The following is a 25,001-nucleotide window of genomic DNA, read 5'->3' on the forward strand; positions in this document are numbered from 1 at the left end:
CGCCCACGGGCAGAAGGTGCAGAGCGCCGGCAGCAACATGGCCAGCACCGACAGCGCCGTTGGGTCCAGCTGGGCCTGACACCGCGTCTTCACTCGAAAGGGCCCGCACACCAAGGTGTGCGGGCCCTTTTCGTTTCGTAGGCCTTGCGGCTCTGCCCTATCCGGCGACCGGCGAACGCGGGATGAGTGAGGGGCGGAACCCGATCCGGTGAACCGCACCGTCGGACTCGCGCCCGACCATGGCGCCCAGCGGCAGCTTGGATATACCGCTTGGCGCCGCCGTCGTCGCGGCACCCCACCCGCCGGTCGTGGCGTTGGCGTCGAGCGCGGCGGGCAACGGCGTCACCGATGACACGGTGTCGGCCCAACTCGGCGGCACCGACAGGGTTCCCAGTGAGGCCGCCTGGCCCACGCCAGCCGACGCGCCTTCGCCGAGACCGCCGAGCGAACCCATGTTTCCGAGGCCGCCCAACGCTTCCGTTCCGGAAGCGCCCTCGGCCCCCAAGATCGAACCCGCGCCTTCCATATCAAGGGCCAAACCTCGGTAATCGAGGTCCAGGCCGCGATAATCGAGCCCCAACCCGTATAGGTCTATACCGACTCCACCCCCGTCGGCACCGAAACCGGCGGCGTCGGAGCCGAGGCCGGCAACGTCGGAAAACAGCCCGGCCGCGTCGCCGGAGGCGGCAGCCCCGCCGAGCGAGGACGCCAGGCCGGACGCGGTTCCCAGGCCGGCGTTCGCGGTCTTGGTGGCACCCTTGCTCGTACCGGTCAGGCTGGACAGCGCACTGAGCGGGGCGGACGCCCCCGACGACCCGAGTGACGCCCCGGTGCCCATCGCGGCCTGCGACAAACCGGTGCCGGACGTCGATCCCGGGGTTGACAGGCTCTGCAGCGCCTGCGGCACCGAGAACATCACGTGCGCCGAAGTCGTCCGGGCGGCGCTGCCGGCCTGGGTGCCCGTCGCCTGGGTCATGGCACCGGCTTGGCCGGCCACCCCGCCCTGATTGGTCGTCTGGGGCGGCGGCGTGAACGCGCCGAAGGCCGCGGCGGACGCCGAGCTGCCGGCGTAGGTGTACATCGCGGCGGCGTCTTGAGCCCACATCTCGCTGTACTCGGCCTCTGCGGCCATGATCGCCGGCGCGTTCTGCCCGAGGAAGTTGGTGGCGGTCAACACCATGAGCCGCGCACGGTTGGCCGCTATGAGCGGCGGCGGCACCGTCATCGCATACGCCGCTTCGTAGGCCGCGGCGGCCGCGGTCGCCTGGATCGAAGACTGCTCGCACAGCTCGGCGGTGGCGCGCAGCCACACCACGTAGGGCGCGACCGCGGCGGCCATGGACATCGACGTCGGGCCCGCCCACTCTTGCGTCAGGGTCGTGATCACCGACTCATAGCCGCCGGCCGCCGAGTTCAACTCGAGGGCCAGTGAGTCCCATCCCGCCGAGGCGGCCAGCAGCGTCGCCGGCCCGGGCCCCAGATACATCCGACCGGAGTTGACTTCCGGCGGCAACGCGCCAAAATCCATTACTTTCCTTTGACTAATTGAGTTTGCCGAAGCCGCATCAGGCGCCGACAGCGATGACAGCCGTTGCGGCGGCAGCCCTGGGCGTTGCGCCCACCAGCCCGAGCTACGAAAAGCGTTCCAAGCGGCCAATTTCGGCAACGCGAGTCAGGACTCCGTTGTCCTCCCCATCGAGGCTACGCAGTCAGCTGTCACCGGCATTCGACGAAATGCAGCGCCTTGCAAATAAGTCAAACCCGTTCTCGCGCGGGGGGATTTGACATATCGCCTGGAATTGGTTGGCAGATCAAACCAACGGCTGTGCGAATCCGGCTTTTGGGCAAACCAGCTCATCTCAAGCCGGGGGACGTGACTCATATAAAACTCATATTTGAGTGCCTTCGCGGTGACTCGCCCCGCGCCCCACATTTGAGCGCCCTATGAACTTCGTGACAGTTAGGTGTGTGGCTTGCCAGAATGTAGGAACATGACCGCAATGTCGGGTTACGCGGGTGGCCAGCGCCCTCGCCAGGCCATCCTGGGGCAGCTGCCCAGGATTTACCGTGCCGATGGATCACCGATCAGGGTCCTGCTGGTCGATGACGAGCCGGCGCTGACCAACCTGGTGAAGATGGCGCTGCACTATGAGGGATGGGTTGTCGACATCGCCCACAACGGGCGCGAGGCCCTGGCCAAGTTCGACAAGGTCAATCCCGACGTGCTCGTGCTCGACATCATGCTTCCCGACGTGGACGGGCTGCGAATCCTGGAACGCATCCGCCAGTCCGACGCCTACACCCCGACGCTCTTCCTCACCGCGCGGGACTCGGTCATGGATCGGGTCACCGGCCTGACCGCCGGCGCCGACGACTACATGACCAAGCCGTTCAGCCTCGAGGAGCTCGTCGCCCGGCTACGCGGGTTGCTGCGCCGTTCCGGCCAGCAGTCGCCCCCGGCCGCCGAGACCCTCAAAGTCGGCGACCTGAGACTCGACACCGCCAGCCGCGAAGTGACCCGCGACGGCACACAGATATCGCTTTCCTCGACCGAGTTCGAACTGCTGCGCTTCCTCATGCGCAATCCCCGTCGCGCGCTGAGCCGCAGCGAGATCCTCGACCGCGTCTGGAACTACGACTTCGCCGGCCGCACCAGCATCGTCGACCTCTACATCTCGTATCTGAGGAAGAAGATCGACTCCGGGCACGAACCGATGATTCACACCGTGCGCGGTGTTGGATACATGCTGCGGCCGCCGGAATGAGCCAGGAACGGGACGCCATGTCCGGGGATCTTCCGCGGTGGCTGCCCCGTTCGTTACGTCGGCAGTTGCTATTGGGTGTACTGGCGGTGGTCAGCGTCGTGCTGATGACGGTCGGGATCGTGTCCGTGCTGAGCCTGCGCGGCTACGTCACCGCGATGAGCGACGCCGACGTCGCTGAGTCCCTGGATGCGTTGGGCCACTCGTACACCAAATACGTTACGGGTGAACACAATCCGGCCAACGGCGCCAAGCCACTGGCGGAGGCGATGCTGCAGTTCACCGATCAGACGCCGGGAAACCTAATCGTGGTGCTGCACAACGGCACCGTGATCGGGTCGGCGGTCTTCTCGGAGGCCGAGGCACGGCAGGCGCCCGCCGACGTGGTCCGCACCATCGAGGCGCAGTCCTGGGCAAACGGCCCGCCACGGACCGAGAACCTGGGCAGCCTTGGGTTCTACCGGCTCAAGAGCCACGTCGATGGATCCGACGTGCTGATTGCCGGGGTGTCGCTGAACCTCGCCGACCGAATCATCGCCCGCAAGCAGGTCACCACCACCCTGCTGATCGCGGCGGCGTTGACGGTCACCGCCGGCCTCACCGTTTGGGTCGTCGGCTACACCCTTCGACCGTTGCGGCGGCTGGCCGGCATCGCGGCGGAGGTCGCCGCCATGCCGCTGACCGACGACGACCACCGAATCAGCGTCCGGGTGCGGCCGAAGGACACCAACCAGCAGAACGAGGTCGGGATCGTCGGCCACACCTTGAACCGGTTGCTGGACAACGTCGATAGTGCGCTGGCGCAGCGCGCCGAATCCGATCTGCGGATGCGGCAATTCATCACCGACGCCAGCCACGAGCTGCGGACCCCCCTGGCGGCGATTCAGGGATACGCCGAACTCACCCGCCAAGACAGCTCGGAGCTGCCGCCGACCACCGAATACGCGTTGGCTCGCATCGAGTCCGAAGCGCGGCGCATGACGCTGCTTGTCGACGAGCTGCTACTGCTCTCCCGCCTGGGCGAAGGACAAGACCTGCAAAGCGAGGACGTCGACCTGGCCGACGTCGTCGTCAACGCCGTCAACGACGCGGCGGTCGCAGCGCCGACGCACCATTGGGTCAAAGACCTCCCCGACGAGCCGGTGTGGGTTCGCGGGGATCATGCGCGGCTGCATCAGCTCGTCAGCAACCTGCTCCACAACGCCCGGGTGCACACCCCGCCCGGGGTCACCGTCACCACCGGGATCACCTGCCACCGCGACGGGCCCGAGGCGCCGTGCGTGGAACTGACCGTCGCCGACGACGGCCCTGGCATCGACCCGGACCTTCTCCCCCGCCTGTTCGAACGGTTTGCCCGGGCGGACAACTCCAGGCTCCACAGCTCGGGCACCGGGCTCGGCCTGGCCATCGTTAATTCGATCGTCAAGGCCCACCACGGCTCGGTCACCGCCGAATCCAGCGAGGGCAGAACGGTTTTCCGGGTACGGATCCCGATGATCGACGGTCCGGGCGCCGAGGCCGGATAGTCGCACGGATTCGCGCGCGCTTGCGGGCGTTAAGAAACCGTAAAGGCGCCCCGCGGCGCCGTTAGGAAAGTGTCAACCAAAGGCCCTAGCCCCGCGGAGCGAGCTAACTTCAAGCTGACCATGCCTCCGAGATAGCGCTGTGGCTGCCTCGACGAGGCCCATTCGTATGCGCGTAATCGGGGCGGAACGGAGACAAGATGGGCTCGAAATGGGTGTAGTGGCGTTCGTCGTGCTCACGGTGGCGGTGTTCGCCCTACTGGGCCTGGTGCAGAAGTTGGTCGAGCGGCTGTGAACTACGAAAACATCGTCGGCTTAGTGCTTTCCGTCATCCTCGCGCTGTTTCTCGCGTGCGCCTTGCTGTTCCCGGAAAGGTTCTAGTGAGCACAGCGACAGCAGGAGTCATCTTCCTCATCGTCCTCGTCGTGGCGCTGGTCGCGGTGCATGTGCCCTTGGGCGACTACATGTATCGGGTCTACACATCGGCGAAGGACGGTTACGCCGAGCGGGTCATCTACCGCCTGATCGGGGTTGACGCGCGCTCGGAGCAAACGTGGGGCGCCTACGCGCGCAGTGTGCTGGCGTTCTCGTCGATCAGCATCCTCTTTCTATTCGTATTCCAGCTCGTGCAAGGCACATTGCCGCTGCATCTGCATGATCCGGCCACCAAGATGACCCCGGCGCTGGCGTGGAACACCGCCGTCAGCTTCGTCACCAACACCAACTGGCAGGCCTATTCCGGCGAATCGACCCAGGGCCACCTCGTGCAGATGGCCGGCCTCGCGGTGCAGAACTTCGTTTCCGCCGCCGTCGGCATGGCGGTGGCGATCGCGCTGGTGCGGGGGTTCGCCCGCACGCGCACAGGCGAACTGGGGAACTTCTGGGTCGACCTGGTGCGCGGCACACTGCGGATTCTGCTGCCCATCGCGACCCTGGGCGCGCTCCTGCTGATCGCGGGGGGTGCGATTCAGAACTTCCACTTGAACGACCAGGTCGTCACCGCCCTCAACGGGGCGCAGCAGACGATCACCGGCGGCCCGGTGGCCAGCCAGGAGGCCATCAAGGAACTGGGCACCAACGGCGGCGGCTTCTACAACGCGAATTCCGCCCACCCGTTTGAGAACCCGACCACGTGGACCAACTGGCTGGAGATCTTCTTATTGCTGGTGATCAGCTTCTCGCTGCCACGCACGTTCGGGCGCATGGTGGGCAGCAAGAAGCAGGGATATGCGATCGCATCGGTCATGGCTTCGCTGTACGCGATCAGCGTGACCTTCATGATGTGGTTCCAGCTGCGGCACCACGGCACGGTGCCGACCGCGGTCGGCTCGGCAATGGAGGGGGTCGAGCAACGGTTCGGCGTCGCCAACTCCGCGGTGTTCGCCGACTCGACGACGCTCACTTCCACCGGTGCCGTCGACTCCTTCCACGATTCCTACACCAGCCTCGGCGGCATGATGACCATGTTCAACATGCAGCTCGGCGAGGTCGCGCCCGGCGGCACCGGGTCCGGCCTGTACGGCATGCTGATCCTGGCGGTGATCACCGTGTTCGTCGCGGGGCTGATGGTCGGCCGTACCCCCGAGTATCTCGGCAAGAAGATCAATCCACGCGAAATCAAGCTCGCGGCAAGCTATTTCCTGGTTACGCCGCTGATCGTGCTGACCGGAACCGCAATCGCGATGGCGCTGCCGGGCGAACGCGCCGGCATGCTGAACTCCGGACCGCACGGGTTGTCGGAGGTGCTGTACGCGTTCACCTCCGCGGCCAACAACAACGGGTCGGCATTCGCCGGGATCAGCGTCAACACCAACTGGTACAACACCGCGCTCGGCCTGGCGATGGTCTTCGGCAGATTCCTGCCGATCGTGCTCGTGCTGGCGCTGGCCGGCTCGCTGGCCAAGCAGGGTCAGACACCGGCATCGGCCGGGACGCTGCCCACCCATCGGCCACAATTTGTGGGAATGGTCGCCGGGGTGACCCTGATTCTCGTCGCCCTCACCTTCCTGCCCATGCTGGCGCTCGGACCTCTCGCTGAAGGAATTCACTGATGACCGCGACGACCGTCGACCCGGCTGAGGAGACCCAGCCGACGGAGCACACAAGCACCAAACGCGTGCAGGGCGGCCTCCTCGATCCGAGGATGCTGTGGAAGTCGACGCCCGATGCGCTGCGCAAACTCAACCCGCGTACCTTGTGGCGCAACCCGGTCATGTTCATCGTCGAGATCGGCGCCACCTGGAGCACCGCGCTGGCGATCATCAACTCGACCTGGTTCGCATGGTTGATCGTGGTGTGGCTATGGCTCACCGTCTTTTTCGCCAACCTCGCGGAGGCGGTTGCCGAAGGCCGCGGCAAGGCCCAAGCGGAAACGCTGCGCCGCGCCAAGAGTCAGACGTTGGCGCGACGACTCAAGGATTACCGGCCGGGCGCCCCGGCCGTGGAGGAAGAGGTCGCCGCGCCGCTCCTTCAGCAGGGTGACGTCGTCGTGGTCGAGGCGGGCCAGGTCATCCCGGGTGACGGCGACGTCGTCGAAGGCATTGCCTCCGTGGACGAGTCGGCTATCACCGGTGAGTCCGCACCGGTAATCCGCGAGTCCGGTGGTGACCGCTCGGCGGTCACCGGCGGAACCACCGTGCTCAGCGACCGCATCGTCGTGCGGATCACCCAAAAGCCCGGGGAGAGCTTCATCGACCGGATGATCGCGCTCGTCGAGGGCGCCAACCGGCAGAAGACCCCCAACGAGATCGCGCTCAACATTCTGTTGGCCGCGTTGACGATCATCTTCGTTTTCGCCGTCGCCACCCTGCAGCCGTTGGCGATCAATTCGAAGATGAACAATCCCGGCGTCCCAGACACCCAGGCGCTCAACGCGAATGGCGTCACCGGGATCGTGATGGTGTCATTGCTGGTCTGCCTGATCCCGACGACCATCGGCGCGCTGCTTTCCGCGATCGGCATCGCGGGCATGGACCGGCTGGTGCAACGCAACGTGCTCGCCATGTCCGGACGCGCGGTCGAAGCCGCCGGCGACGTCAACACGTTGCTACTCGACAAAACCGGGACCATCACCCTCGGCAATCGGCAGGCCGCCGCCTTCGTCCCCCTTGACGGCGTCACCAATGAACAACTGGCCGATGCCGCGCAGTTGTCCAGCCTTGCCGACGAAACACCAGAGGGACGCTCGATCGTCGTGTACGCCAAACAGCACTTCGGGCTGCGTGCCCGCACTCCCGGTGAACTCTCGCACGCCCGATGGGTGAGTTTCTCCGCGGCCACCCGGATGTCGGGCGTAGACGTCGACGGACACCAACTGCGCAAGGGCGCGGCCAGCTCCGTCGCGGAATGGGTACGCGGCCAAGGCGGCAAGGTTCCCCAGCAGCTCGGCGAGCTCGTCGACGGCATCTCCGCCGGCGGCGGCACCCCGCTGGTCGTCGGGGAGAGTCGCGATGGGGAGGCGGCGGTCCTGGGTGTCATCCACCTCAAGGACGTCGTGAAGCAAGGCATGCGTGATCGATTCGACGAGATGCGCAGGATGGGCATTCGGACGGTGATGATCACCGGCGATAATCCCTTGACCGCCAGGGCGATCGCCGATGAGGCCGGCGTCGATGACTTCCTCGCCGAGGCGACGCCCGAGGACAAACTCGAGCTGATCAAGCGCGAGCAGGAGGGCGGCAAGCTGGTCGCGATGACCGGCGACGGCACCAACGATGCTCCGGCGCTGGCTCAGGCCGACGTGGGCGTGGCGATGAACACCGGTACGTCAGCCGCCAAAGAGGCGGGCAACATGGTCGACCTCGACTCCGACCCCACCAAGCTCATCGAAATCGTCGAGATCGGCAAGCAGCTGCTGATCACCCGCGGCGCGTTGACCACCTTCTCGATCGCCAACGACATCGCAAAGTATTTCGCGATCATCCCGGCCATGTTCGTCGCGCTCTTCCCCGGGCTGGACACGATCAACATCATGCGGCTGCACAGCCCACAGTCGGCGATCCTGTCCGCGGTGATATTCAACGCGCTGGTGATCGTGGCGTTGATCCCGTTGTCGCTGCGCGGCGTGCGCTACACACCGAGCAGTGCGTCAAAGCTGTTGAGCCGCAACCTATATATCTACGGCCTGGGCGGCATCGTCGCCCCGTTCGTCGGAATCAAGCTGATCGACCTGATCATCCAATTCGTCCCGGGGATGTCCTGACATGAGCTTCTCGAATTTCGCCCGCATGCACTGGGCGGCCTTGCGCGCGCTGCTGGTGCTGACCGTCATCACCGGTCTCGCCTACCCGTTAGCCATCTGGCTAGTCGCGCAGCTGCCCGGGCTACGCGATAAGGCGGAAGGGTCGATTCTCACCGCCAACGGCAAGCCGGTCGGCAGCCGGCTCATCGGTCAGCTGTTCACCGACAAGGACGGCAACCCGATGCCGCAGTACTTCCAGAGCCGGCCCTCGGCGGCGGGCACCGGGTATGACCCGCTCTCGTCGAGCGCGAGCAATCTCGGGCCGGAGAGCATCGTCGATACACCCGCCGACCCGTCACAGGTAACGGCCGGAAAGTCTGCGTCGGATGCGGGATTCAAGCCGAGCCTGCTGACAACGGTCTGTGCGCGCAGCACAGCCGTGGGCCAGCTCGAAGGCGTGGACGGATCGCGACCGTTCTGCACCGGCGGCGGTGTGGGTGCCGTGCTGTCGGTGATCGGACCCCGTGACGCGCGCGGAAACGTCGTCCATCCCACCCGGGTGGTCAGCGTCAACGAGCCGTGCCAGACGACGCCGGCACCGTTCCTGACGCTCTACGAGGGTGTCCGCGTCGAATGCGCAAAGTACGGCGAGGACTACTCGATCGGCCAGATGGTGCCCATCCGCGGCGCCGCACCGGCAGACCCCGCCGTGCCCGCCGACGCCGTCACCGCCAGCGGCAGCGGTCTCGACCCGAATATCTCGCCTGCCTACGCTGCCATCCAATTACCCAGGGTGGCCAAGGCCCGGCACGTCAGTCTGGATCAGATACGTGCGGTGGTAGCCCAGTACACAAGCGGCCGCACCCTTGGTTTTTTCGGTGAACCTTGCGTCAATGTGTTGCAACTCAACCTGACACTCGATCACAAATATCCGGTCTCGAGCTAGCGCGATAGGGGGATGATGGTTGACGTGAGTGTCGTTGACCACCGTCCCAAGCGCGGCGAGCTGCGGATTTACCTCGGCTCAGCTCCGGGGGTGGGCAAGACGTACGCGATGCTCGGCGAGGCTCATCGCAGGCTCGAACGCGGTACCGACCTCGTGGCCGGCGTGATCGAGACGCACGGCAGGGCGAAAACCGCTGAGCTGCTTGAGGGCATCGAGTTCGTCCCGCCCCGCTACATCGAATACCGCGGCGGCACCTTCCCCGAACTCGACGTTCCGGCCGTCCTGGCGCGCAGACCCCAGGTCGTCCTCGTCGACGAGCTCGCGCACACCAATACCCCGGGCAGCAAGAACGCCAAGCGCTGGCAGGATGTCGAGGAACTGCTCGACGCCGGGATCACGGTGATCTCCACCGTCAATGTCCAGCATCTGGAAAGTCTCAACGACGTCGTCGCCCAAATCACCGGCATCGAACAAAAAGAGACCATCCCGGACTCCATCGTTCGGCAGGCCTCGCAGGTTGAGCTGATCGACATCACACCGGAGGCATTGCGCCGCAGGCTCTCTCACGGCAACGTGTACGCGTCCGAGCGCATCGATGCGGCGCTGTCCAATTACTTCCGCCGCGGAAACCTCACCGCGTTAAGAGAACTGGCGCTGCTCTGGCTGGCCGATCAGGTCGACATGGCGCTGGCCAAATATCGGGCCGAGAACAAAATCACCGAGATTTGGGAGGCCCGGGAGCGGGTCGTGGTGGCGGTTACCGGCGGCCCGGAGTCGGAGACATTGGTGCGACGGGCATCCCGGATCGCGTCGAAGTCCAGCGCCGAGTTGATGGTGGTGCACGTCATCCGCGGTGACGGCCTCGCCGGCCTGTCGGAGGCGCGGATGGCCAAGATCCGTGAGCTGGCGAGCAGTCTGGACGCCTCGCTGCATACCGTAGTCGGTGACGACGTGGCCACTGCCCTACTCGAGTTCGCCCGCGAGATGAACGCCACCCAGCTGGTGATCGGCACCTCGCGGCGGTCGCGGTGGACGCGGCTCTTCGAGGAGGGGATCGGCGCGAGGATCGTCGAGCAGTCGGGCAAGATCGACGTGCACCTGGTCACCCACGAGGAATCCAAACGCGGCTTTCGCGCCGCGTCACTGGCGCCCAACGAGCGGCGGGTGGCGTCATGGCTGGCGGCCATCATCGTGCCGTCGGCCATCTGCGCGGTCATCGTGACAGCGCTCGACCCATATCTGGGCACCAGCGGCGACAGCGCACTGTTCTTCGTCGGAGTGCTGCTGGTCGGACTGCTGGGAGGCGTTGCCCCGGCAGTAGTCTCGGCGGTGCTGTCCAGCCTGTTGCTGAACTACTTCCTGACCGCCCCCCGGCACACCTTCACCATCGCCGAACCCGATGCCGCCGTCACCGAACTGGTGCTGCTGCTGGTCGCGGTCGCGGTCGCGGTGCTGGTCGACGGTGCGACCAAACGCACGCGGGAAGCCCGTCGCGCCTCCCAGGAGGCCGAGCTCCTGATCCTGTTCGCGGGCTCGGTGTTGCGCGGCGCTGATCTCGAGACGCTGCTCGAGCGTGTCCGCGAGACCTACTCGCAACGCGCGGTCAGCATGCTGCGCGAACCCAGCGCGGAGGAGCGCGCCGGCGGCAGCAAGGCCGACGTCGTCGCCTGCGTGGGCAAGGATCCTTGTGCCACCGTCGATTCCGCCGACACTGCGATCGAGGTCGGCGACGACGAGTTCTGGATGCTGCTGGCGGGCAGGAAGCTTTCGGCGCGCGACCGCCGGGTGCTGAGCGCGGTAGCCAAGCAGGCCGCGGGCCTGATCCGGCAGCGCGAGCTGGCCGAGGAAGCCAGCCGGGCCGAGGCGATCGTGCGGGCCGACGAGTTGCGGCGCTCCCTGTTGTCGGCGGTCAGCCACGATTTGCGGACGCCGCTGGCGGCGGCCAAGGTCGCGGTGTCCAGCCTGCGTGCGGAGGACGTCGCCTTTTCGCCCGCCGACACGGCGGAGCTGCTGGCGACCATCGAGGAGTCGATCGATCAGCTGACCGCGTTGGTCGGAAACCTGCTTGATTCGTCGCGCCTGGCCGCCGGCGTGGTGCACCCCGACCTGCGCCGGATCTACCTGGAGGAAACGGTGCAACGGGCGCTGATCAGCATCGGTAAGGGCGCCACGGGCTTCTACCGATCCGCCATCGATCGGGTCAAGGTCGATGTGGGCGACGCCGTGGCCCTGGCCGACGCGGGGCTGCTGGAACGCGTCCTCGCCAACCTGATTGACAATGCGCTGCGATACGCGCCCAACTGTGTGGTTCGGGTCAACGCGGGGCGCGTGGGCGATCGGGTGTTGATCAACGTCATCGACGAGGGTCCCGGCATTCCGCACGGGGCAGAGGAGCAGATCTTCGAAGCGTTCCAGCGCCTCGGTGATCAGGACAACAGCACGGGGGTGGGTCTGGGCATGTCGGTTGCGCGGGGCTTCGTCGAAGCGATGGGCGGCACCATCGCGGCCGGTGACACTCCGGGCGGAGGGCTGACCGTGACGGTGGAGTTGGCTGCCCCGGAACCGATGGGTGAGCGATGACCCGGGTGTTGGTGATCGACGACGAGCCGCAGATCCTGCGGGCGCTGCGCATCAACCTGTCCGTGCGGGGATACGAAGTGATCACCGCCTCGAGCGGCGCGGGCGCGCTGCGGGCAGCCGCCGAGCACAAACCCGACGTGGTGATCCTCGACCTGGGCCTGCCCGACATCTCCGGTATCGACGTGCTGGCCGGCCTGCGCGGCTGGCTCACCGCACCGGTGATCGTGTTGTCGGCGCGTACAGACTCGTCGGACAAGGTGGAGGCCCTCGACGCCGGGGCCGACGACTATGTCACGAAACCCTTTGGGATGGACGAGTTTTTAGCCCGGCTGCGGGCGGCCGTCCGGCGCAATGCCGCGGCGTCCGAGCTGGAGCAGCCGGTGATCGAGACGGAGGCGTTCACCGTCGATCTGGCCGCCAAGAAGGTCACCAAGAACAATGCCGAGGTCCATCTCACCCCGACCGAATGGGGGATGCTCGAAGTGCTGGTCCGCAATCGCGGCAAGCTGGTCGGCCGCGAAGAGCTCCTCAAAGAGGTATGGGGCCCGGCGTACGCCACCGAAACACATTATCTGCGAGTGTATTTGGCGCAGCTGCGACGCAAACTCGAGGACGACCCGTCGCACCCCAAGCATCTGTTGACCGAGTCGGGCATGGGGTATCGGTTCGAGGCGTGAGTTTGTACAGCGCCGTGGAGCGTGGGATGGACCTCGGTCCGTACCGGCCGCGGCCGACGCGACGCACCCTGTCTCGGCCGATCTCCCAACGCAAGGCGTCCGAAATGACCTTCGAGGCCCTACCGGGGACATGAAAACCCTGCCGGCCGAGAGCTTCGATCATTTCGCCGATGATCGCTGGCCCATTGTGAGCGATGTACGTCGTGAGCACATAACGCAGTTCGATTCCCTGAAGATTCATCGCCGCACCATTGCATACCGGTATGACACCCGGCCTTGTCGCTGTGAGGCGGGCAAATCGTCAAGTCCTTCCGGCACAGAGACGCAAGTGGCGGCTGTGACTTACTCCGCGATCGACAGCACGATGCCGTCCAGGATGTCGTGCTCGCTGACGGTCAACTCATCGATGCCGGCGCGGGCGCGCAACTCGCGCGCCAACTCCTCGACCACGATCGCACCCCCGCCGATCACGTCGGCACGCCCCTCGTGCATCGGTGGCAGCGCCGCACGTTCGGATCGGGACATCGCGATCAACCGCTCGCACACCGCCAGCAGATCGCCGCCGGGGACTCGCGAAAGATGAATGGCCGCAGAGTCATACGTCGTCATGTTGTGGGCCAGCGCGGACAGCGTGGTCATCGTCCCGGCCAGCCCGACCCAGGTCCGCGCCCCCTCCACCGGCACCACGCCAAGCGCGACCTCAAGACGTTCGCGCACCACCGCGCGGGCCGCCTCCACCTCGTCGGGCGTCGGCGGGTCCGAATGCAGGCAGCGTTCGGTCAGCCGGACGCAACCGATGTCGGCCGAGTAGCTACCCACCACCGCCTCGCCGCCGACTACGATCTCGGTAGAGCCGCCGCCCAGGTCGACGACCACGAAAGGCCCTGCAGCAGGGTCTAATTCGCCTACGGCTCCACGGAAGGAAAGCGCCGCCTCTTCGGCGCCGGTGATCACCTCCGCCACCGCGCCCGGCACCACAGCGCCCAGCACGTCGGCCGTCATCGCAAAGAAGACATCACGATTGGCGACGTCGCGCGCCGCCGACGTGGCCACCATCCGCACCCGCTCGACGCCGTGACGCTCGAGCAGCGACGCGTAATCGGTCAAAGCGCCGCGGGTTCGGGCGATCGCCTCCGGCGCGAACTCGCCCGTCGCATCCACGCCCTGCCCCAGCCGCACGATTCGGGTCTCGCGATGCACGTCGCGCAGCCGGCCATCGGTCACATCGGCGATCAGCAACCGAATCGAGTTGGTGCCGCAGTCGATTCCGGCGAGCCTGCTCACCATTGGCCCGCCGGCAAAACACCCGCCATTGCCGGCTCGGGGGCCAGGATCGCCAGCGCCTCGTCACCGAGTGGATTGCAACCGGGCCCCTTGGCCAGCGAGTGCGCGATCAGCACGTGCAGGCACTTGACCCGGTCCGGCATTCCGCCACCGGAAAACGTTGTCCCGAGCGGCTCGATCGCGTCCCGTTCGGCCAGATACGACTCGTGGGCTCGCCGGTACGCGGCTGCCAGTTCCGGGTCACGCCGCAGCCGCTCGGTCATCTCACGCATCAAGCCTGTCGTTTCCAGCCTGCTCGCGGCCGCGGTCAACACCGGATGTGTCAGGTAGTACAGCGTCGGAAACGGCGTGCCGTCAGGAAGTTTCGGTGCGGTCTTCACCACGCCGGGCTCGCCGTTGGGGCAGCGGTAGGCAATCTCGAGCACGCCGCGCGGCTCACGCCCGAGCTGACGCGCCACGGCCTCCAGGTCGGCACGATCAACCACCGGGCGCCGTGGGGTTCGATGGGCCCGCCGGAACGGGACCGGCTGGGCCCGGTTCCGATGGGGCGGGCGGGACTTCGGCCGGGGGAACATTGGCCGGCGGCAGGTGTGGCGCGTCGGCGATGGTGTGCCAGAGCGACGTGTACCAGGGATCGCTGTTGGCGGGTTTCGCCGTTTGGTTTCCCGGCTCGGAAGGTGTCGCCGCGGTCGCGGGCAGCTGGACCTGGAACGGGATGTCGCCCGGCTTCACGAAGCCGAGCCGCTCGCGCGCCTGCGCGGCGATGTAGGCCGGATCACCGAGTTTGGCCTTCTTCTGCTCGAGTTCGGCGATCTGAGCGCGCAACGCGGCTTCGCTTGCCATCAACTGATTCATCTCCGTGCGCTGTGCAAAGTAGGTGCGCACCGGACCGGCGATGGTGAGCGTCAGCACGCAGACGACAGCGGCGAGCACCGCCGCCCGCCGCGCGGTGAAACCCAGCCGCTGCTCGGACCGCTGTTCGACCGATTCGACCGCCTGTCGCTTGATGGGCTCGACGACATGCTCGACCGACCGCGCGCTGGGCTGCTTCGCGGTTTGGGACGGCTTGGAAGACGGCTTGGCCGTGCGGCGGCGCCGAACCGAATCCCCGGCCTTCCCCGGGCGCGATGCCGGGGAGCGCCGTTTCGGATCCGGCTTGGCGGGCAAGCTATTTGGCCTCCGGCGCATACCGCGGGAACGCCAGATCGCCGGCGTAACGGGCGGCGTCGCCCAGCGCTTCCTCGATCCGCAGCAGCTGGTTGTACTTGGCGACACGCTCACTGCGGGCGGGTGCGCCGGTCTTGATCTGCCCGCTGCCGACGGCCACCGCCAGATCGGCGATCGTGGTGTCTTCGGTTTCGCCGCTGCGATGGCTCATCATCGTGCGGTACCCGCTGTGGTGCGCCAGCGCGACCGCGTCGAGGGTCTCGGTCAGCGTGCCGATCTGGTTCACCTTGACCAGCAACGCGTTTGCCACGCCCTTTTCGATGCCTTCTTCCAGGCGCTCGGGATTGGTTACGAAGATGTCGTCGCCGACGATTTGCACGCGGTCGCCGATCGCCGCCGTCAGCGCCGCCCAACCGTCCCAATCGTCTTCGGAGAGCGGGTCTTCGATGGAGATCAGCGGGTAGGAGCCGAGCAGGTCGGCGTAGAACTCCGCCATGTGCTCGGCGCTGCGGGTACTGCCCTCGAAGATGTACCCGGTGCCCTCGTTGTGGAACTCGGTGGCCGCCGCATCGATGGCCAGCGCCACATCGGTACCGAGTTTCAGACCCGCCGACTCGATGCCCTGGCAGATCAGGTCCAGGGCCGCTTTGGTGTGGGCCACGTCCGGGGCGAAGCCGCCCTCATCGCCCAGGGCGGTGCTCAACCCCTGCTTTTGAAGCACCGATTTGAGTGAGTGGTACACCTCGGCGCCCCAGCGCAGCGCCTCATTGAAGCTGGGGGCGCCGATCGGCGCCACCATGAACTCCTGGATGTCGACAGCGGTGTGCGCGTGCGCACCGCCGTTGACGATGTTCATCATCGGCACCGGCAGGATGTGGGCGTTGGGTCCGCCGACATAGCGGAACAGCGGCAGCTCGGCCGAGTCGGCGGCCGCTTTGGCGACGGCCAGCGAGACGCCCAGGATTGCGTTGGCGCCCAGCCGGGACTTGTCGGGGGTGCCGTCCAGGTCGACCAGCGCCTGGTCCACTAACCGCTGGTCGTCGGCGTTGAGCCCGATCACCGCCGGACCGATCTCGTCGAGAACGGCTTGCACCGCCTTTTGCACGCCCTTGCCGCCGTAACGCTCACCGCCGTCGCGCAACTCGTGAGCCTCGTGCTCGCCGGTCGACGCGCCGGACGGCACCGCCGCGCGCGCAAAGGTTCCGTCGATCAGGGCAATCTCGACCTCGACCGTCGGGTTACCGCGGGAATCGAGGATCTCGCGGGCCCCGACCTGCTCGATAATCGGCACTGAGTTTCTCCTTGCGTCGTAGCTGGTGCCGGCCTCGCCGCCGTCAGCGTAGGGCCTGATACATCCTGCTACAGCGGGTGACCCGCCGCATAAGCGGTCGCCCAGTCGCGCACCGCGCGCGCGTAGACGCCGGAGTTGTTGTAGGCCCGCAGCGCGGTTATCCAGCCGCGCGGCGTCCCTAAATCCTTTCCCCGCCAACACAGGTAACCCGCGGCCGCGAGCGCGGCGTCGTCGATGTTGTCCGGGCTGACGCGGCCGTCGTTGTGGGCGTCGACGCCGTACAACCGCCAGGTCTCGGGGATGAACTGCATCGGCCCCATGGCCCGCACCACCCCGTCGTCGTCCGTCACCGGTTCCTCGCTGTCGACGATGCGCAGGGTGCCGCCACTGCCATCCAGGCGAACTCCGCGAATGGGGGGGCTCACGTCACCGTTGGGGGCCAGCCGCGCGCCGCGATAGGTGCCGTGATGGCTCTCGACCTGCCCGATGCCCGCCAGTGTGGTCCACGCGATATGGCACTTCGGGTTCTCCACCTCGGCAACCCGGGCCGCGTACGCGTAGGCCTCCAGCGCGATCACCGGGATCTCCAGGGTCGGGGAGCGCTGTTCAGCCCAGGCCCGAAGCTGGTCCGCGGGCCGACCGCTGGCGTGCGTGTTCACCGGCGGCACCGGAGCCCCGGCAGGCGGCGGGACGCCCTCCGGGATGAACAGGCTGAGCTGCCACGTGCAACTGGAGGCCAGCAGCATCGCGGTCGCGCCTATCACGGCGGCCGCGCGCAACCAACGCCTCGGCGACACCATGCTGGTTAAAGCTCCCTTGACTCCCCGGCACCAAATTCCGCACAACCATCGTCCCACGGGTTGCGGTGCTGCCCGGCCCTATCGGGGCGGCCGGCGCACGATTTCGGCAAACTATCGATTAGCTGACGCGCAGCTTGAGCCCTCAGGCGTCGTCGGCAACCGCATCCGCCGCAGACTCGTCGACCACCTCGTCCGACGGCCAGTGCTCACGCCACTCGTCTTCGGTGACCTCGCCGAGCGGGGCGACGTCGAATTCCTCCGGAACACCCGCGCCGCGGCGCGTCGCGGCGATCGCCCGCTCGACTGCGCGGACCGTGTCCACGAACTCCAGAACCGCCGTGCGCAGCGCGCTTTCCGCGTCACCATCGGCCGACACCGAGATGGAGGTGATCTCGGCGGGGATGAGATCGGCGGGCAGGCCGGCCTTCTCGGCACGCTGAATCACCTTCTGAGCCAACGCCAGCGCCGGCTGCCCGGTATGCACCTCGTCCATCACGTATTTGCGCGGCTTTTCGGCCGCCTTGCGCTCTTCCCATTGGGCCAATTGCTCTTCGAGCGAAATGTTCTGACCCGTAAGCACACCCGGAACCCGATTGCCCAACTTTCGCATCAGCGTGACGGCGACGTCATCGATGGTGAAGGGAAATTGCGGGGCGTCCTCCGCGATGCGCGCGTGAAAGAGCACCTGCAGCAACACGTCGCCGAGTTCTTCGCGCAGCTGATCTGCGCTGCCGCTGCGGACCGCGTCCAAAAGTTCGTAGGTCTCCTCGAGCAGGAACCTGCGCAACGAGTCGTGAGTCTGCTCACTCTCCCACGGTCCGGCTGTGCGCAGTTTGTCCATCATGGCCACCACGTCGACCAGTCGTTCGCCGCGCGGTGTCTCCGGCGCGGAGATCAACCGGGCGCCGGCCGCCAGCCGGGCCGTGACGGCGGGATGCTCGGGGTCCGACGACAGCAGCACCGGCGCTGGATCATCGGGGTCCCCGGCATGCACCGGACGCGCCGCGGGCAGCGACCACGGCACCGCGACGGGCATCTCCTCGGTGTACTGCACCTCACCGCTGAGGTGTTCGATGGCCTCGACCGGCACCAGCGACGGGCGGCGGGGGTCGAACAAGACGACGATCATGGGCGCCGCTCTCCCCCGCGAGCGGGTGGTGCCCCCACCCCATCGCATCGCTTTGTATCGTCGCCGGCGCGGATCATCGCGCTTGCCGCTCCTCACTGGCCATCGCTGCAGGTGAACTCGTTATATCAATATCCGTCTGGGGTTTACCTTGCAGCGCCGTCACCAGGTTGGCCACCATCTGCGCCAACTCCACGTCGCGGATGCGTGCCGCACCGACGCCCCCGTCCCGCGGGATGGGCACCTGCACCGTGGAAGTCGTGGCGCGGTAGCTCGCGGCCGGATACATCCGCTTGAGGCGCACCTGGGCCGAATCGGGCAGCGTTATCGGCGACAGCCGCACGGTCGCCGCCGACGGGGCCGACACCTCGGTGATGCCGGCGCCGCGGCACAGCAGCCGCAACCGCGCGACCGCCACCAGGCGCAGGGCCGGTTCGGGCAACGCACCATAGCGGTCGACGAGTTCCTCAATCACGGCCGCGATCTCGCTGTCCGAGCCCGCGGCGGCCAGCCGCCGATAGGCCTCCAGCCGCAGCCGGTCGCTGGCGATGTAGTCCGGCGGCAGGTGGGCGTCCACCGGCAGGTCGATCCGCACATCCTTGGGTTCCTCGGCGGTGGTGACGGTCTGGCCGTCGGCGGCCGCTCGGTAGGCCTCCACGGCCTCTCCCACCAGCCGCACGTACAGGTCGAACCCGACCCCGGCGACGTGCCCGGATTGCTCGACGCCCAGCACGTTGCCGGCCCCACGGATTTCGAGGTCTTTCAACGCGACCGCCATGCCCGCGCCCAGCTCGTTGTTCTGCGCGATGGTCGCCAGCCGGTCGTAGGCCGTCTCGGTCAGCGGCGCGTGCTGCGGGTACAGGAAGTAGGCGTACCCGCGCTCGCGGCTGCGCCCCACCCGGCCGCGCAGCTGGTGCAGCTGCGAAAGCCCGAAGGTGTCGGCGCGCTCGACGATCAGCGTGTTGGCGTTGGAGATGTCCAGCCCGGTCTCCACGATCGTCGTGCACACCAGGATGTCGTACTCGCGGTTCCAGAACCCCTGCACGGTGCGTTCCAGCCGCTCCTCGGGCATCTGCCCGTGCGCGACGACCACCCGCGCCTCGGGCACCAGCTCGCGGATCCGGGCCGCCGTCCGGTCGATGGAGCTCACCCGGTTGTGCACGTAGAAGACCTGCCCGTCGCGCAGCAGCTCGCGTCGCAAGGCGGCCGCCACCTGCTTGTCGTCGTGCGGCCCGACGTAGGTCAGCACGGGATAGCGCTCTTCGGGCGGGGTCAGGATGGTCGACATCTCGCGGATCCCGGCCAGACTCATCTCCAGCGTGCGTGGGATCGGGGTGGCGCTCATGGTCAGCACGTCGACGTGGGTGCGCAGCGACTTGATGTACTCCTTGTGTTCGACGCCGAACCGCTGCTCCTCGTCGACAACGACCAGGCCCAGGTCCTTCCAGCGCACCCCGGTCTGTAGCAGCCGGTGCGTGCCGATCACCACGTCCACCGACCCGTCGGCCAGGCCCTCGATCACGGCGCGGGACTCGGCGTTGTCGGTGAACCGGGAGAGCCCCTTGACGGTCACCGGGAAGCCGGCCATTCGATCGGTGAACGTCTGCAGGTGCTGGTCGGCCAGCAGCGTGGTGGGCACCAGCACGGCGACCTGTTTGCCGTCCTGGACGGCCTTGAAGGCCGCGCGCACCGCGATCTCGGTCTTGCCGTAGCCGACGTCCCCACAGATCACCCGGTCCATCGGGATCGGCTTCTCCATGTCGGCCTTGACCTCGGTGATGGCGGTGAGCTGGTCGACGGTCTCGGTGAAGCCGAACGCGTCCTCCATCTCGGCCTGCCACGGGGTGTCCGCTGCGAAGGCGTGCCCGGCGCTGGCCTGCCGTTTCGCGTACAGCGCGACGAGCTCGCCGGCGATCTCGCGCACGGCGCGGCGGGCCTTGGTCTTGGTGTTGGCCCAGTCGCTGCCGCCCAACTTGCTCAGCGCGGGCGCCTGCCCGCCGACGTACCGGGACAGCTGGTCCAGCGAGTCCATCGGGACGTACAGCTTGTCCGACCCGCCGCCCCGCTTGCTGGATGCGTACTCCAGCACCAGGTACTCGCGCCGGGCGCCGCCGACCGTGCGTTCCGTCATCTCGACGAACCGGCCGATGCCGTGCTGGTCGTGCACCACCAGGTCCCCGGCCGTCAGCGCCAGCGGATCGACGGTGTTGCGCCGTTTGGCCGCCAGCCGCTTGCCCTCGACGGCGGTGGCCCGGCTGCCGGTCAGGTCGGTCTCGGTGATGACGACCAGGTTGGCGCCCGGGATGACGACGCCGTCGTGCAGCGGGCCCTTGAGGACGCTGACGATCCCCGGTTTGAGCATGGTGTCGGCCGCGCCCGGTTCCAGCATCGCCGCGGGGGTGTCGGAGTCGGCCAGCCGCTCGACGACACGATGGGCGGTGCCGGCGCCCGGGGCGACGACCGCGGCGTAGCCGCCGGTCGATACGTGCGCGCGCAGCATGGCGAAGATGCCGTCGATGTCGTGCTGATGCCCGCGGGCCGACGGCGCCGCCCGGATCTCCAGCTCCACCGCCGACTCGTCGGACAACTGGCTCAACGTCCACCAGGGATGACCCGAGCGCGCCGCCGCGGCGTGCACGTCGTCCAGCTCGGCGAACCCCGACCCACCGAACTGCGCGACGTCGACGGGGGCGTCGGTGCCCAGCGCCGCGACGGACCACGACGCCTCGAGGAACTCGCTGCCGGTCTTGATCAAGTCGGCGGCCCGGGTGCGCACTTTTTCGGGGTCACACAGCAGCACCGGAGTGCCCTCGGCCAGTTGGTCGGTCAGCAGCGCGTGTTCGCCGGGCCGCAGGACCGGCAGCAGCGCCTCCATGCCGTCGACCGCGATGCCCTCGCCCAGCTTGGCCAGCATGTCGGTGACGCTGCCGGTGATGGCGGGCTCGGCCCCGGAATGCCGGGCGGCCAGCGCGGCGGCCCGCTCCCGCACGTCATCGGTCAGGAGCAGTTCGCGGCAGGCCACCGCGATGACCGTCTCCACCTCGATCTCGGGTATGGAACGCTGGTCGGCGACGGAGAACATCCGCATCTCGCTGACCTCGTCGCCCCAGAACTCGATGCGCACCGGATGCTCGGCGGTCGGCGGGAAAACGTCGAGAATCCCGCCGCGCACGGCGAATTCGCCGCGCCGGCCGACCATGTCGACCCGCGTGTAGGCCAGCTCGACCAGCCGGGCGACGACCTCCTCGAAGGCGATCTCCTGGCCGACGCTGAATGTCACCGGCTCGAGCAGGCCCAGCTGCGGCGTCATCGGCTGCAGCAGTGAGCGCACGGCGGTCACCACGACGCGCAGTGGTGGACCCAACCGGGCGTCGTCGGGGTGGGCCAGCCGGCGCAGCACCGTGAGCCGGGCGCCGACGGTGTCGACGCCCGGAGAGAGCCGCTCGTGCGGCAGGGTCTCCCAGGACGGGAAGGCCGCCACGGCGTCGCCGAAGACGCCGCGCAGTTCGGCGGTCAGGTCATCGGCTTCACGCCCGGTCGCGGTGACTACCAGCAGAGGACCCAACCGCTCCAGCGCGCTGGCGACGAAAAGCCGTGCGCTGGCTGGACCCACCAGGTGCAGCTCGGCCGGTCGCTCTGCCGCGCTTTCGATCAGTTGCTGGAAGGTCGGCGCGGTGAGCGCCAATTCAACGAGCCCCGCGATCGGGGGTTCTGGGCGAGCAGGCCCCGGTGCGGTCATGATGAATCCATTCTAGGGGCGCCAGAATTCGTCAATTTTGACCCCGGCGCCGTCAAGGGATCGTTAGGAAGACGGCCCCCGGCCCGACGCGGGCGCACGTTGGACTCATGACATTGCTGGACATCCTGCCGTCCCTGGGCCACGCGGCTCCCCCGCGGTTCGATCCCGCGATCTGGCCCATCACCTCCCACCCCGACGAGGAGGGCAGGCTCAGCGTCGGCGGTATGCCCCTGGCCGATATCGCCGACGAGTTCGGAACCCCGGCCTACCTGCTCGACGAAACCGACTTCCGGCGCCGCGCCCGCCGCTACCGCAAGGCGCTGCGCGGCATCCAGGTGGTGTACGCCGGAAAGTCGCTGCTGACCACCGCGGCGGCCCGGTGGGTCCGCGAAGAGGGCCTCGGTATCGACGTCTGCTCAAGCGGTGAGCTGGCCATCGCCCTCGCCGGCGGAATCGCCCCGGCGCGGATCATCATGCACGGCAACGCGAAATCGCCCGACGAGTTGCGCGACGCGGTCCGCGCCGGGGTGGGGCGGATCGTGGTGGATTCGTGCATGGAGATCGCCTACCTCGCGGGCGTGGCCCGCCGGCGTCAGCCGGTGCTCATCAGGGTCACCCCGGACATCGACATCCACGGACACCGGGCGGTCACCACGGGTATCAGCGACCAGAAGTTCGGGTTCACTCTCGCCGGCGGCCACGCCGGCGACGCCGTGAGGCGGGCGCTGGCCCACCCGATCCTCGACCTGGTCGGGCTGCACTGCCACATCGGCTCGCAGGTCATCGACCCGGCGCTCTACGGCGAGGCGATTCACCGGCTGATCGCCGCCATGGCCGACATCCGGGCCCGGCACGGCGTCATCCTCACCGAACTCAACCTCGGGGGCGGGCACGCCGTCCCCTACGTCCCGGGCGACGCCGAACTGGACCTCGACGAGCTGGCCCGCGTCATCGAGGACGCGCTGGACGAGGCCTGCGCCGCCGAGCACTTCCCCCGCCCGAGCGTCGTGGTGGAACCCGGGCGGGCCACAGCATCGCGTCGAACTACAACCTGGTCGGCCGCCCGGCCGTGGTCGGCGTCAGGGACGGCCGGGCCCGCGAACTGGTCCGCCGCGAAATGATCGCCGATCTGGCGGCCCGCGACCGCGGCTAACCGTCGTCCTGCAGCCGGGGGTCGGCTTCCAGATGGGTCAGCCCGTTCCACATCAGGTTGACCAGGTGCGCCGCGACCACTTCTTTCTTGGGCTCACGCGTATCGAGCCACCACTGGGCCGTCATCGAGACCGAGCCCACCAGCGCCTGGGCGTACAGCGGCGCCAGCTCAGGATCCAGGCCGCGACGGGCGAAGTCGCCGGCCAGGATGGAGCTGACCTGGTTGACGGCGTCGTTGAGCAGGCTGGAGTAGGTGCCCGAGCTGATCGCGGCCGGTGAGTCGCGGATCATGATGCGGAAGCCGTCGGTGCGCTCTTCGACGTACGTGAGCAGCGCCAGCGCGACTCGCTCGACCCGCACCCGGGACCGGTTGTTGGTCAACGACGACGTGATGCCGTCCAGCAGCGCCGACATCTCGCGGTCGACGACCACGGCGTACAGCCCCTCCTTGCCGCCGAAGTGCTCGTAGACGACAGGCTTGGACACGTTGGCGCGCAACGCGATCTCCTCGATGGAGGTGCCCTCATAACCGCGCTCGGCGAACAGCGAGCGCGCGATGCCGATGAGTTGTTGTCGGCGCTCGGTACCCGTCATCCGGGCGCGCGGCGCGCGGGCCTCTTTGTCCGGCTCCTTATCGAGAACAGCCACGTCAATCAGCGTATAGCGTCGCCCGCACCGAACCGCCCGTCTTTCCCTCGGCGCCGCGATCGGCCCGCGCACCGTCTAAAGTCTGTTGGTGGCGCGGGCCCAGAAGGCTTGCAATCCGTCGTGGTGTAATCGGCAGCACCTCTGATTTTGGTTCAGATAGTTCAGGTTCGAGTCCTGGCGACGGAGCTTGGCTCGTCGAGTGTGGGACCTATGCCCGATTCGAGGCGGCGGTTTCCATACTTTGGGCCCACAGTCGGTGAGTGGACATGAGTGATCGCCCAGGCCGCGGTCTTTGCGTCAACATCAGGTGAAGTGCCACGCTTGACGGCGTGTCGTCGTGCCAGAGCGCACGCCGGGGTTGAGGAGAGTTGATGGCGTCTCGTGGTGATACCGCGGTCCTGGTGCTCGCGGCCGGGCCCGGCACCCGGATGCGGTCGGACACCCCCAAGGTGCTGCACACGATCGCCGGTCGCAGCATGCTGTCCCACCTGCTGCACGCGATCACCAAGGTCGCGCCGCAACACCTGGTGGTGGTCCTGGGCCACGACCACCAGCGCATCTCCCCGCTCGTCGCCGAGTGGGCCGACGATCTGGGGCGCGGCATCGAGGTCTCCCTGCAGGACCGCCCGCTCGGTACCGGCCACGCGGTGCTGTGCGGCCTGTCCGCGCTGCCCGAGGACTACGCCGGCGTGGTCGTCGTGACCTCCGGCGATACGCCGCTGCTGGACTCCGACACCGTGGCCGACCTGATCGCGACCCACAACGCGGGATCGGCCGCCGCGACCGTGCTCACCACCACGCTCGCCGACCCCACCGGGTACGGCCGCATCCTGCGCACCCAGGACAACGAGGTCACCGCGATCGTGGAACACGCCGACGCGACACCCTTCCAGCGTGAAATCCGCGAGGTCAACGCCGGCGTCTACGCCTTCGACGTCGCGGCGCTGTGCTCCGCGCTGAGCCGGCTGAGCTCCAACAACGCCCAGCAGGAGCTGTACTTGACCGACGTCATCTCGATCCTGCGCAGCGACGGGCAGGCCGTCCACGCCCAGCGCGTCGACGACAGCGCCCTGGTCGCCGGCGTCAACAACCGCGTCCAGCTCGCGCAACTGGGCGCCGAACTCAA

The 25,001-nt window shown here is 67.6% G+C and carries 18 protein-coding genes, 1 tRNA gene and 3 pseudogenes; 12 read left to right on the forward strand and 10 right to left on the reverse strand.

Annotation, left to right across the window (positions count from 1 at the left end; translation table 11 throughout):
- Positions 1-79: pseudogene (locus A5781_RS04555) on the forward strand (type VII secretion protein EsxI); the annotation flags it as partial.
- 78 nt (positions 80-157) lie between these two features.
- On the opposite strand, the gene A5781_RS04560 reads toward A5781_RS04555, so the two are convergent.
- Complete coding sequence (locus A5781_RS04560) at positions 158-1,528, reverse strand: PPE family protein (protein WP_067201896.1); 1,371 nt, start codon at positions 1,526-1,528, stop codon at positions 158-160.
- A 463-nt stretch (positions 1,529-1,991) separates the two neighbouring features.
- Here A5781_RS04560 and A5781_RS04565 point away from each other — a divergent pair, with 463 nt between their 5' ends.
- The 8 genes from A5781_RS04565 to A5781_RS04600 all read left to right on the forward strand — a co-directional run bounded on the left by A5781_RS04565 (position 1,992) and on the right by A5781_RS04600 (position 12,668).
- A complete protein-coding gene (locus A5781_RS04565) occupies positions 1,992-2,765 on the forward strand; it encodes a response regulator transcription factor (RefSeq protein WP_067201900.1) in 774 nt (257 codons plus the stop codon).
- The gene (locus A5781_RS04570; RefSeq protein WP_067201905.1) at positions 2,762-4,288 is read left to right on the forward strand and encodes a cell wall metabolism sensor histidine kinase WalK; all 1,527 of its coding nucleotides are present in this window, start codon (positions 2,762-2,764) and stop codon (positions 4,286-4,288) included. Before A5781_RS04565 ends, A5781_RS04570 begins: the two co-directional genes overlap by 4 nt.
- A gap of 166 nt (positions 4,289-4,454) precedes the next feature.
- On the forward strand, positions 4,455-4,580 hold the full coding sequence (locus tag A5781_RS26410) for a hypothetical protein (RefSeq protein WP_255360801.1): 126 nt from the start codon (positions 4,455-4,457) through the stop codon (positions 4,578-4,580).
- 85 nt (positions 4,581-4,665) lie between these two features.
- On the forward strand, positions 4,666-6,336 hold the full coding sequence (gene kdpA / locus A5781_RS04580) for a potassium-transporting ATPase subunit KdpA (protein WP_067201908.1): 1,671 nt from the start codon (positions 4,666-4,668) through the stop codon (positions 6,334-6,336).
- Positions 6,336-8,486 carry a potassium-transporting ATPase subunit KdpB gene (gene kdpB, locus A5781_RS04585; RefSeq protein ID WP_067201913.1) on the forward strand — a complete coding sequence of 717 codons (2,151 nt, stop codon included), beginning with the start codon at positions 6,336-6,338 and terminating at the stop codon, positions 8,484-8,486. The genes kdpA and kdpB overlap by 1 nt, the downstream gene beginning before the upstream one ends.
- Before the next feature lies 1 nt (position 8,487).
- Positions 8,488-9,411, forward strand: coding sequence for a potassium-transporting ATPase subunit C (locus A5781_RS04590; protein ID WP_067201916.1), 924 nt, complete (start codon positions 8,488-8,490; stop codon positions 9,409-9,411).
- A gap of 12 nt (positions 9,412-9,423) precedes the next feature.
- Positions 9,424-11,991: a sensor histidine kinase KdpD gene (locus tag A5781_RS04595; RefSeq protein WP_067201920.1), complete on the forward strand. Its 2,568-nt coding sequence runs from the start codon at positions 9,424-9,426 to the stop codon at positions 11,989-11,991.
- Complete coding sequence (locus tag A5781_RS04600) at positions 11,988-12,668, forward strand: response regulator (RefSeq protein WP_067201923.1); 681 nt, start codon at positions 11,988-11,990, stop codon at positions 12,666-12,668. Before A5781_RS04595 ends, A5781_RS04600 begins: the two co-directional genes overlap by 4 nt.
- A gap of 13 nt (positions 12,669-12,681) precedes the next feature.
- Here A5781_RS04600 and A5781_RS26050 read toward each other — a convergent pair.
- The 8 genes and pseudogenes from A5781_RS26050 to mfd form a co-directional block, all read right to left on the reverse strand.
- A pseudogene (locus tag A5781_RS26050) lies at positions 12,682-12,909 on the reverse strand (hypothetical protein); the annotation flags it as partial.
- A gap of 101 nt (positions 12,910-13,010) precedes the next feature.
- Entirely contained in the window at positions 13,011-13,955 is a 945-nt protein-coding gene (locus A5781_RS04605; RefSeq protein ID WP_067201926.1) for a Ppx/GppA phosphatase family protein, read from the reverse strand.
- Positions 13,949-14,437, reverse strand: a complete 489-nt coding sequence (locus A5781_RS04610; protein WP_067201928.1) for a DUF501 domain-containing protein — start codon at positions 14,435-14,437, stop codon at positions 13,949-13,951. The genes A5781_RS04605 and A5781_RS04610 overlap by 7 nt, the downstream gene beginning before the upstream one ends.
- Entirely contained in the window at positions 14,430-15,140 is a 711-nt protein-coding gene (locus A5781_RS04615) for a septum formation initiator family protein (RefSeq protein ID WP_369817675.1), read from the reverse strand. Before A5781_RS04615 ends, A5781_RS04610 begins: the two co-directional genes overlap by 8 nt.
- Entirely contained in the window at positions 15,121-16,410 is a 1,290-nt protein-coding gene (gene eno / locus A5781_RS04620) for a phosphopyruvate hydratase (protein WP_067201936.1), read from the reverse strand. Before eno ends, A5781_RS04615 begins: the two co-directional genes overlap by 20 nt.
- Before the next feature lie 68 nt (positions 16,411-16,478).
- A complete protein-coding gene (locus tag A5781_RS04625; RefSeq protein WP_156624386.1) occupies positions 16,479-17,207 on the reverse strand; it encodes a lytic transglycosylase domain-containing protein in 729 nt (242 codons plus the stop codon).
- A 145-nt stretch (positions 17,208-17,352) separates the two neighbouring features.
- A complete protein-coding gene (locus A5781_RS04630) occupies positions 17,353-18,339 on the reverse strand; it encodes a nucleoside triphosphate pyrophosphohydrolase (RefSeq protein WP_067201942.1) in 987 nt (328 codons plus the stop codon).
- 73 nt (positions 18,340-18,412) lie between these two features.
- Positions 18,413-22,075 carry a transcription-repair coupling factor gene (mfd, locus tag A5781_RS04635; protein ID WP_067201945.1) on the reverse strand — a complete coding sequence of 1,221 codons (3,663 nt, stop codon included), beginning with the start codon at positions 22,073-22,075 and terminating at the stop codon, positions 18,413-18,415.
- Between the two features lie 107 nt (positions 22,076-22,182).
- Between mfd and A5781_RS04640 the strand changes: the two are divergent.
- Positions 22,183-23,228: pseudogene (locus A5781_RS04640) on the forward strand (diaminopimelate decarboxylase).
- Here A5781_RS04640 and A5781_RS04645 read toward each other — a convergent pair.
- Positions 23,225-23,821 carry a TetR/AcrR family transcriptional regulator gene (locus tag A5781_RS04645; RefSeq protein WP_156622474.1) on the reverse strand — a complete coding sequence of 199 codons (597 nt, stop codon included), beginning with the start codon at positions 23,819-23,821 and terminating at the stop codon, positions 23,225-23,227. The pseudogene A5781_RS04640 and the gene A5781_RS04645 overlap by 4 nt on opposite strands.
- A 168-nt stretch (positions 23,822-23,989) precedes the next feature.
- On the opposite strand from A5781_RS04645, the gene A5781_RS04650 reads away from it, so the two are divergent.
- Together A5781_RS04650 and A5781_RS04655 are read left to right on the forward strand one after the other, a co-directional pair.
- Positions 23,990-24,061: transfer RNA gene (locus tag A5781_RS04650), tRNA-Gln, on the forward strand.
- A gap of 185 nt (positions 24,062-24,246) precedes the next feature.
- Positions 24,247-25,001 (forward strand): NTP transferase domain-containing protein (locus A5781_RS04655; protein ID WP_156624384.1); only part of this gene is annotated, 755 nt, incomplete at its 3' end.

This window comes from Mycobacterium sp. 852002-30065_SCH5024008 (assembly GCF_001665645.1).
Classification (GTDB): domain Bacteria; phylum Actinomycetota; class Actinomycetes; order Mycobacteriales; family Mycobacteriaceae; genus Mycobacterium; species Mycobacterium paraffinicum.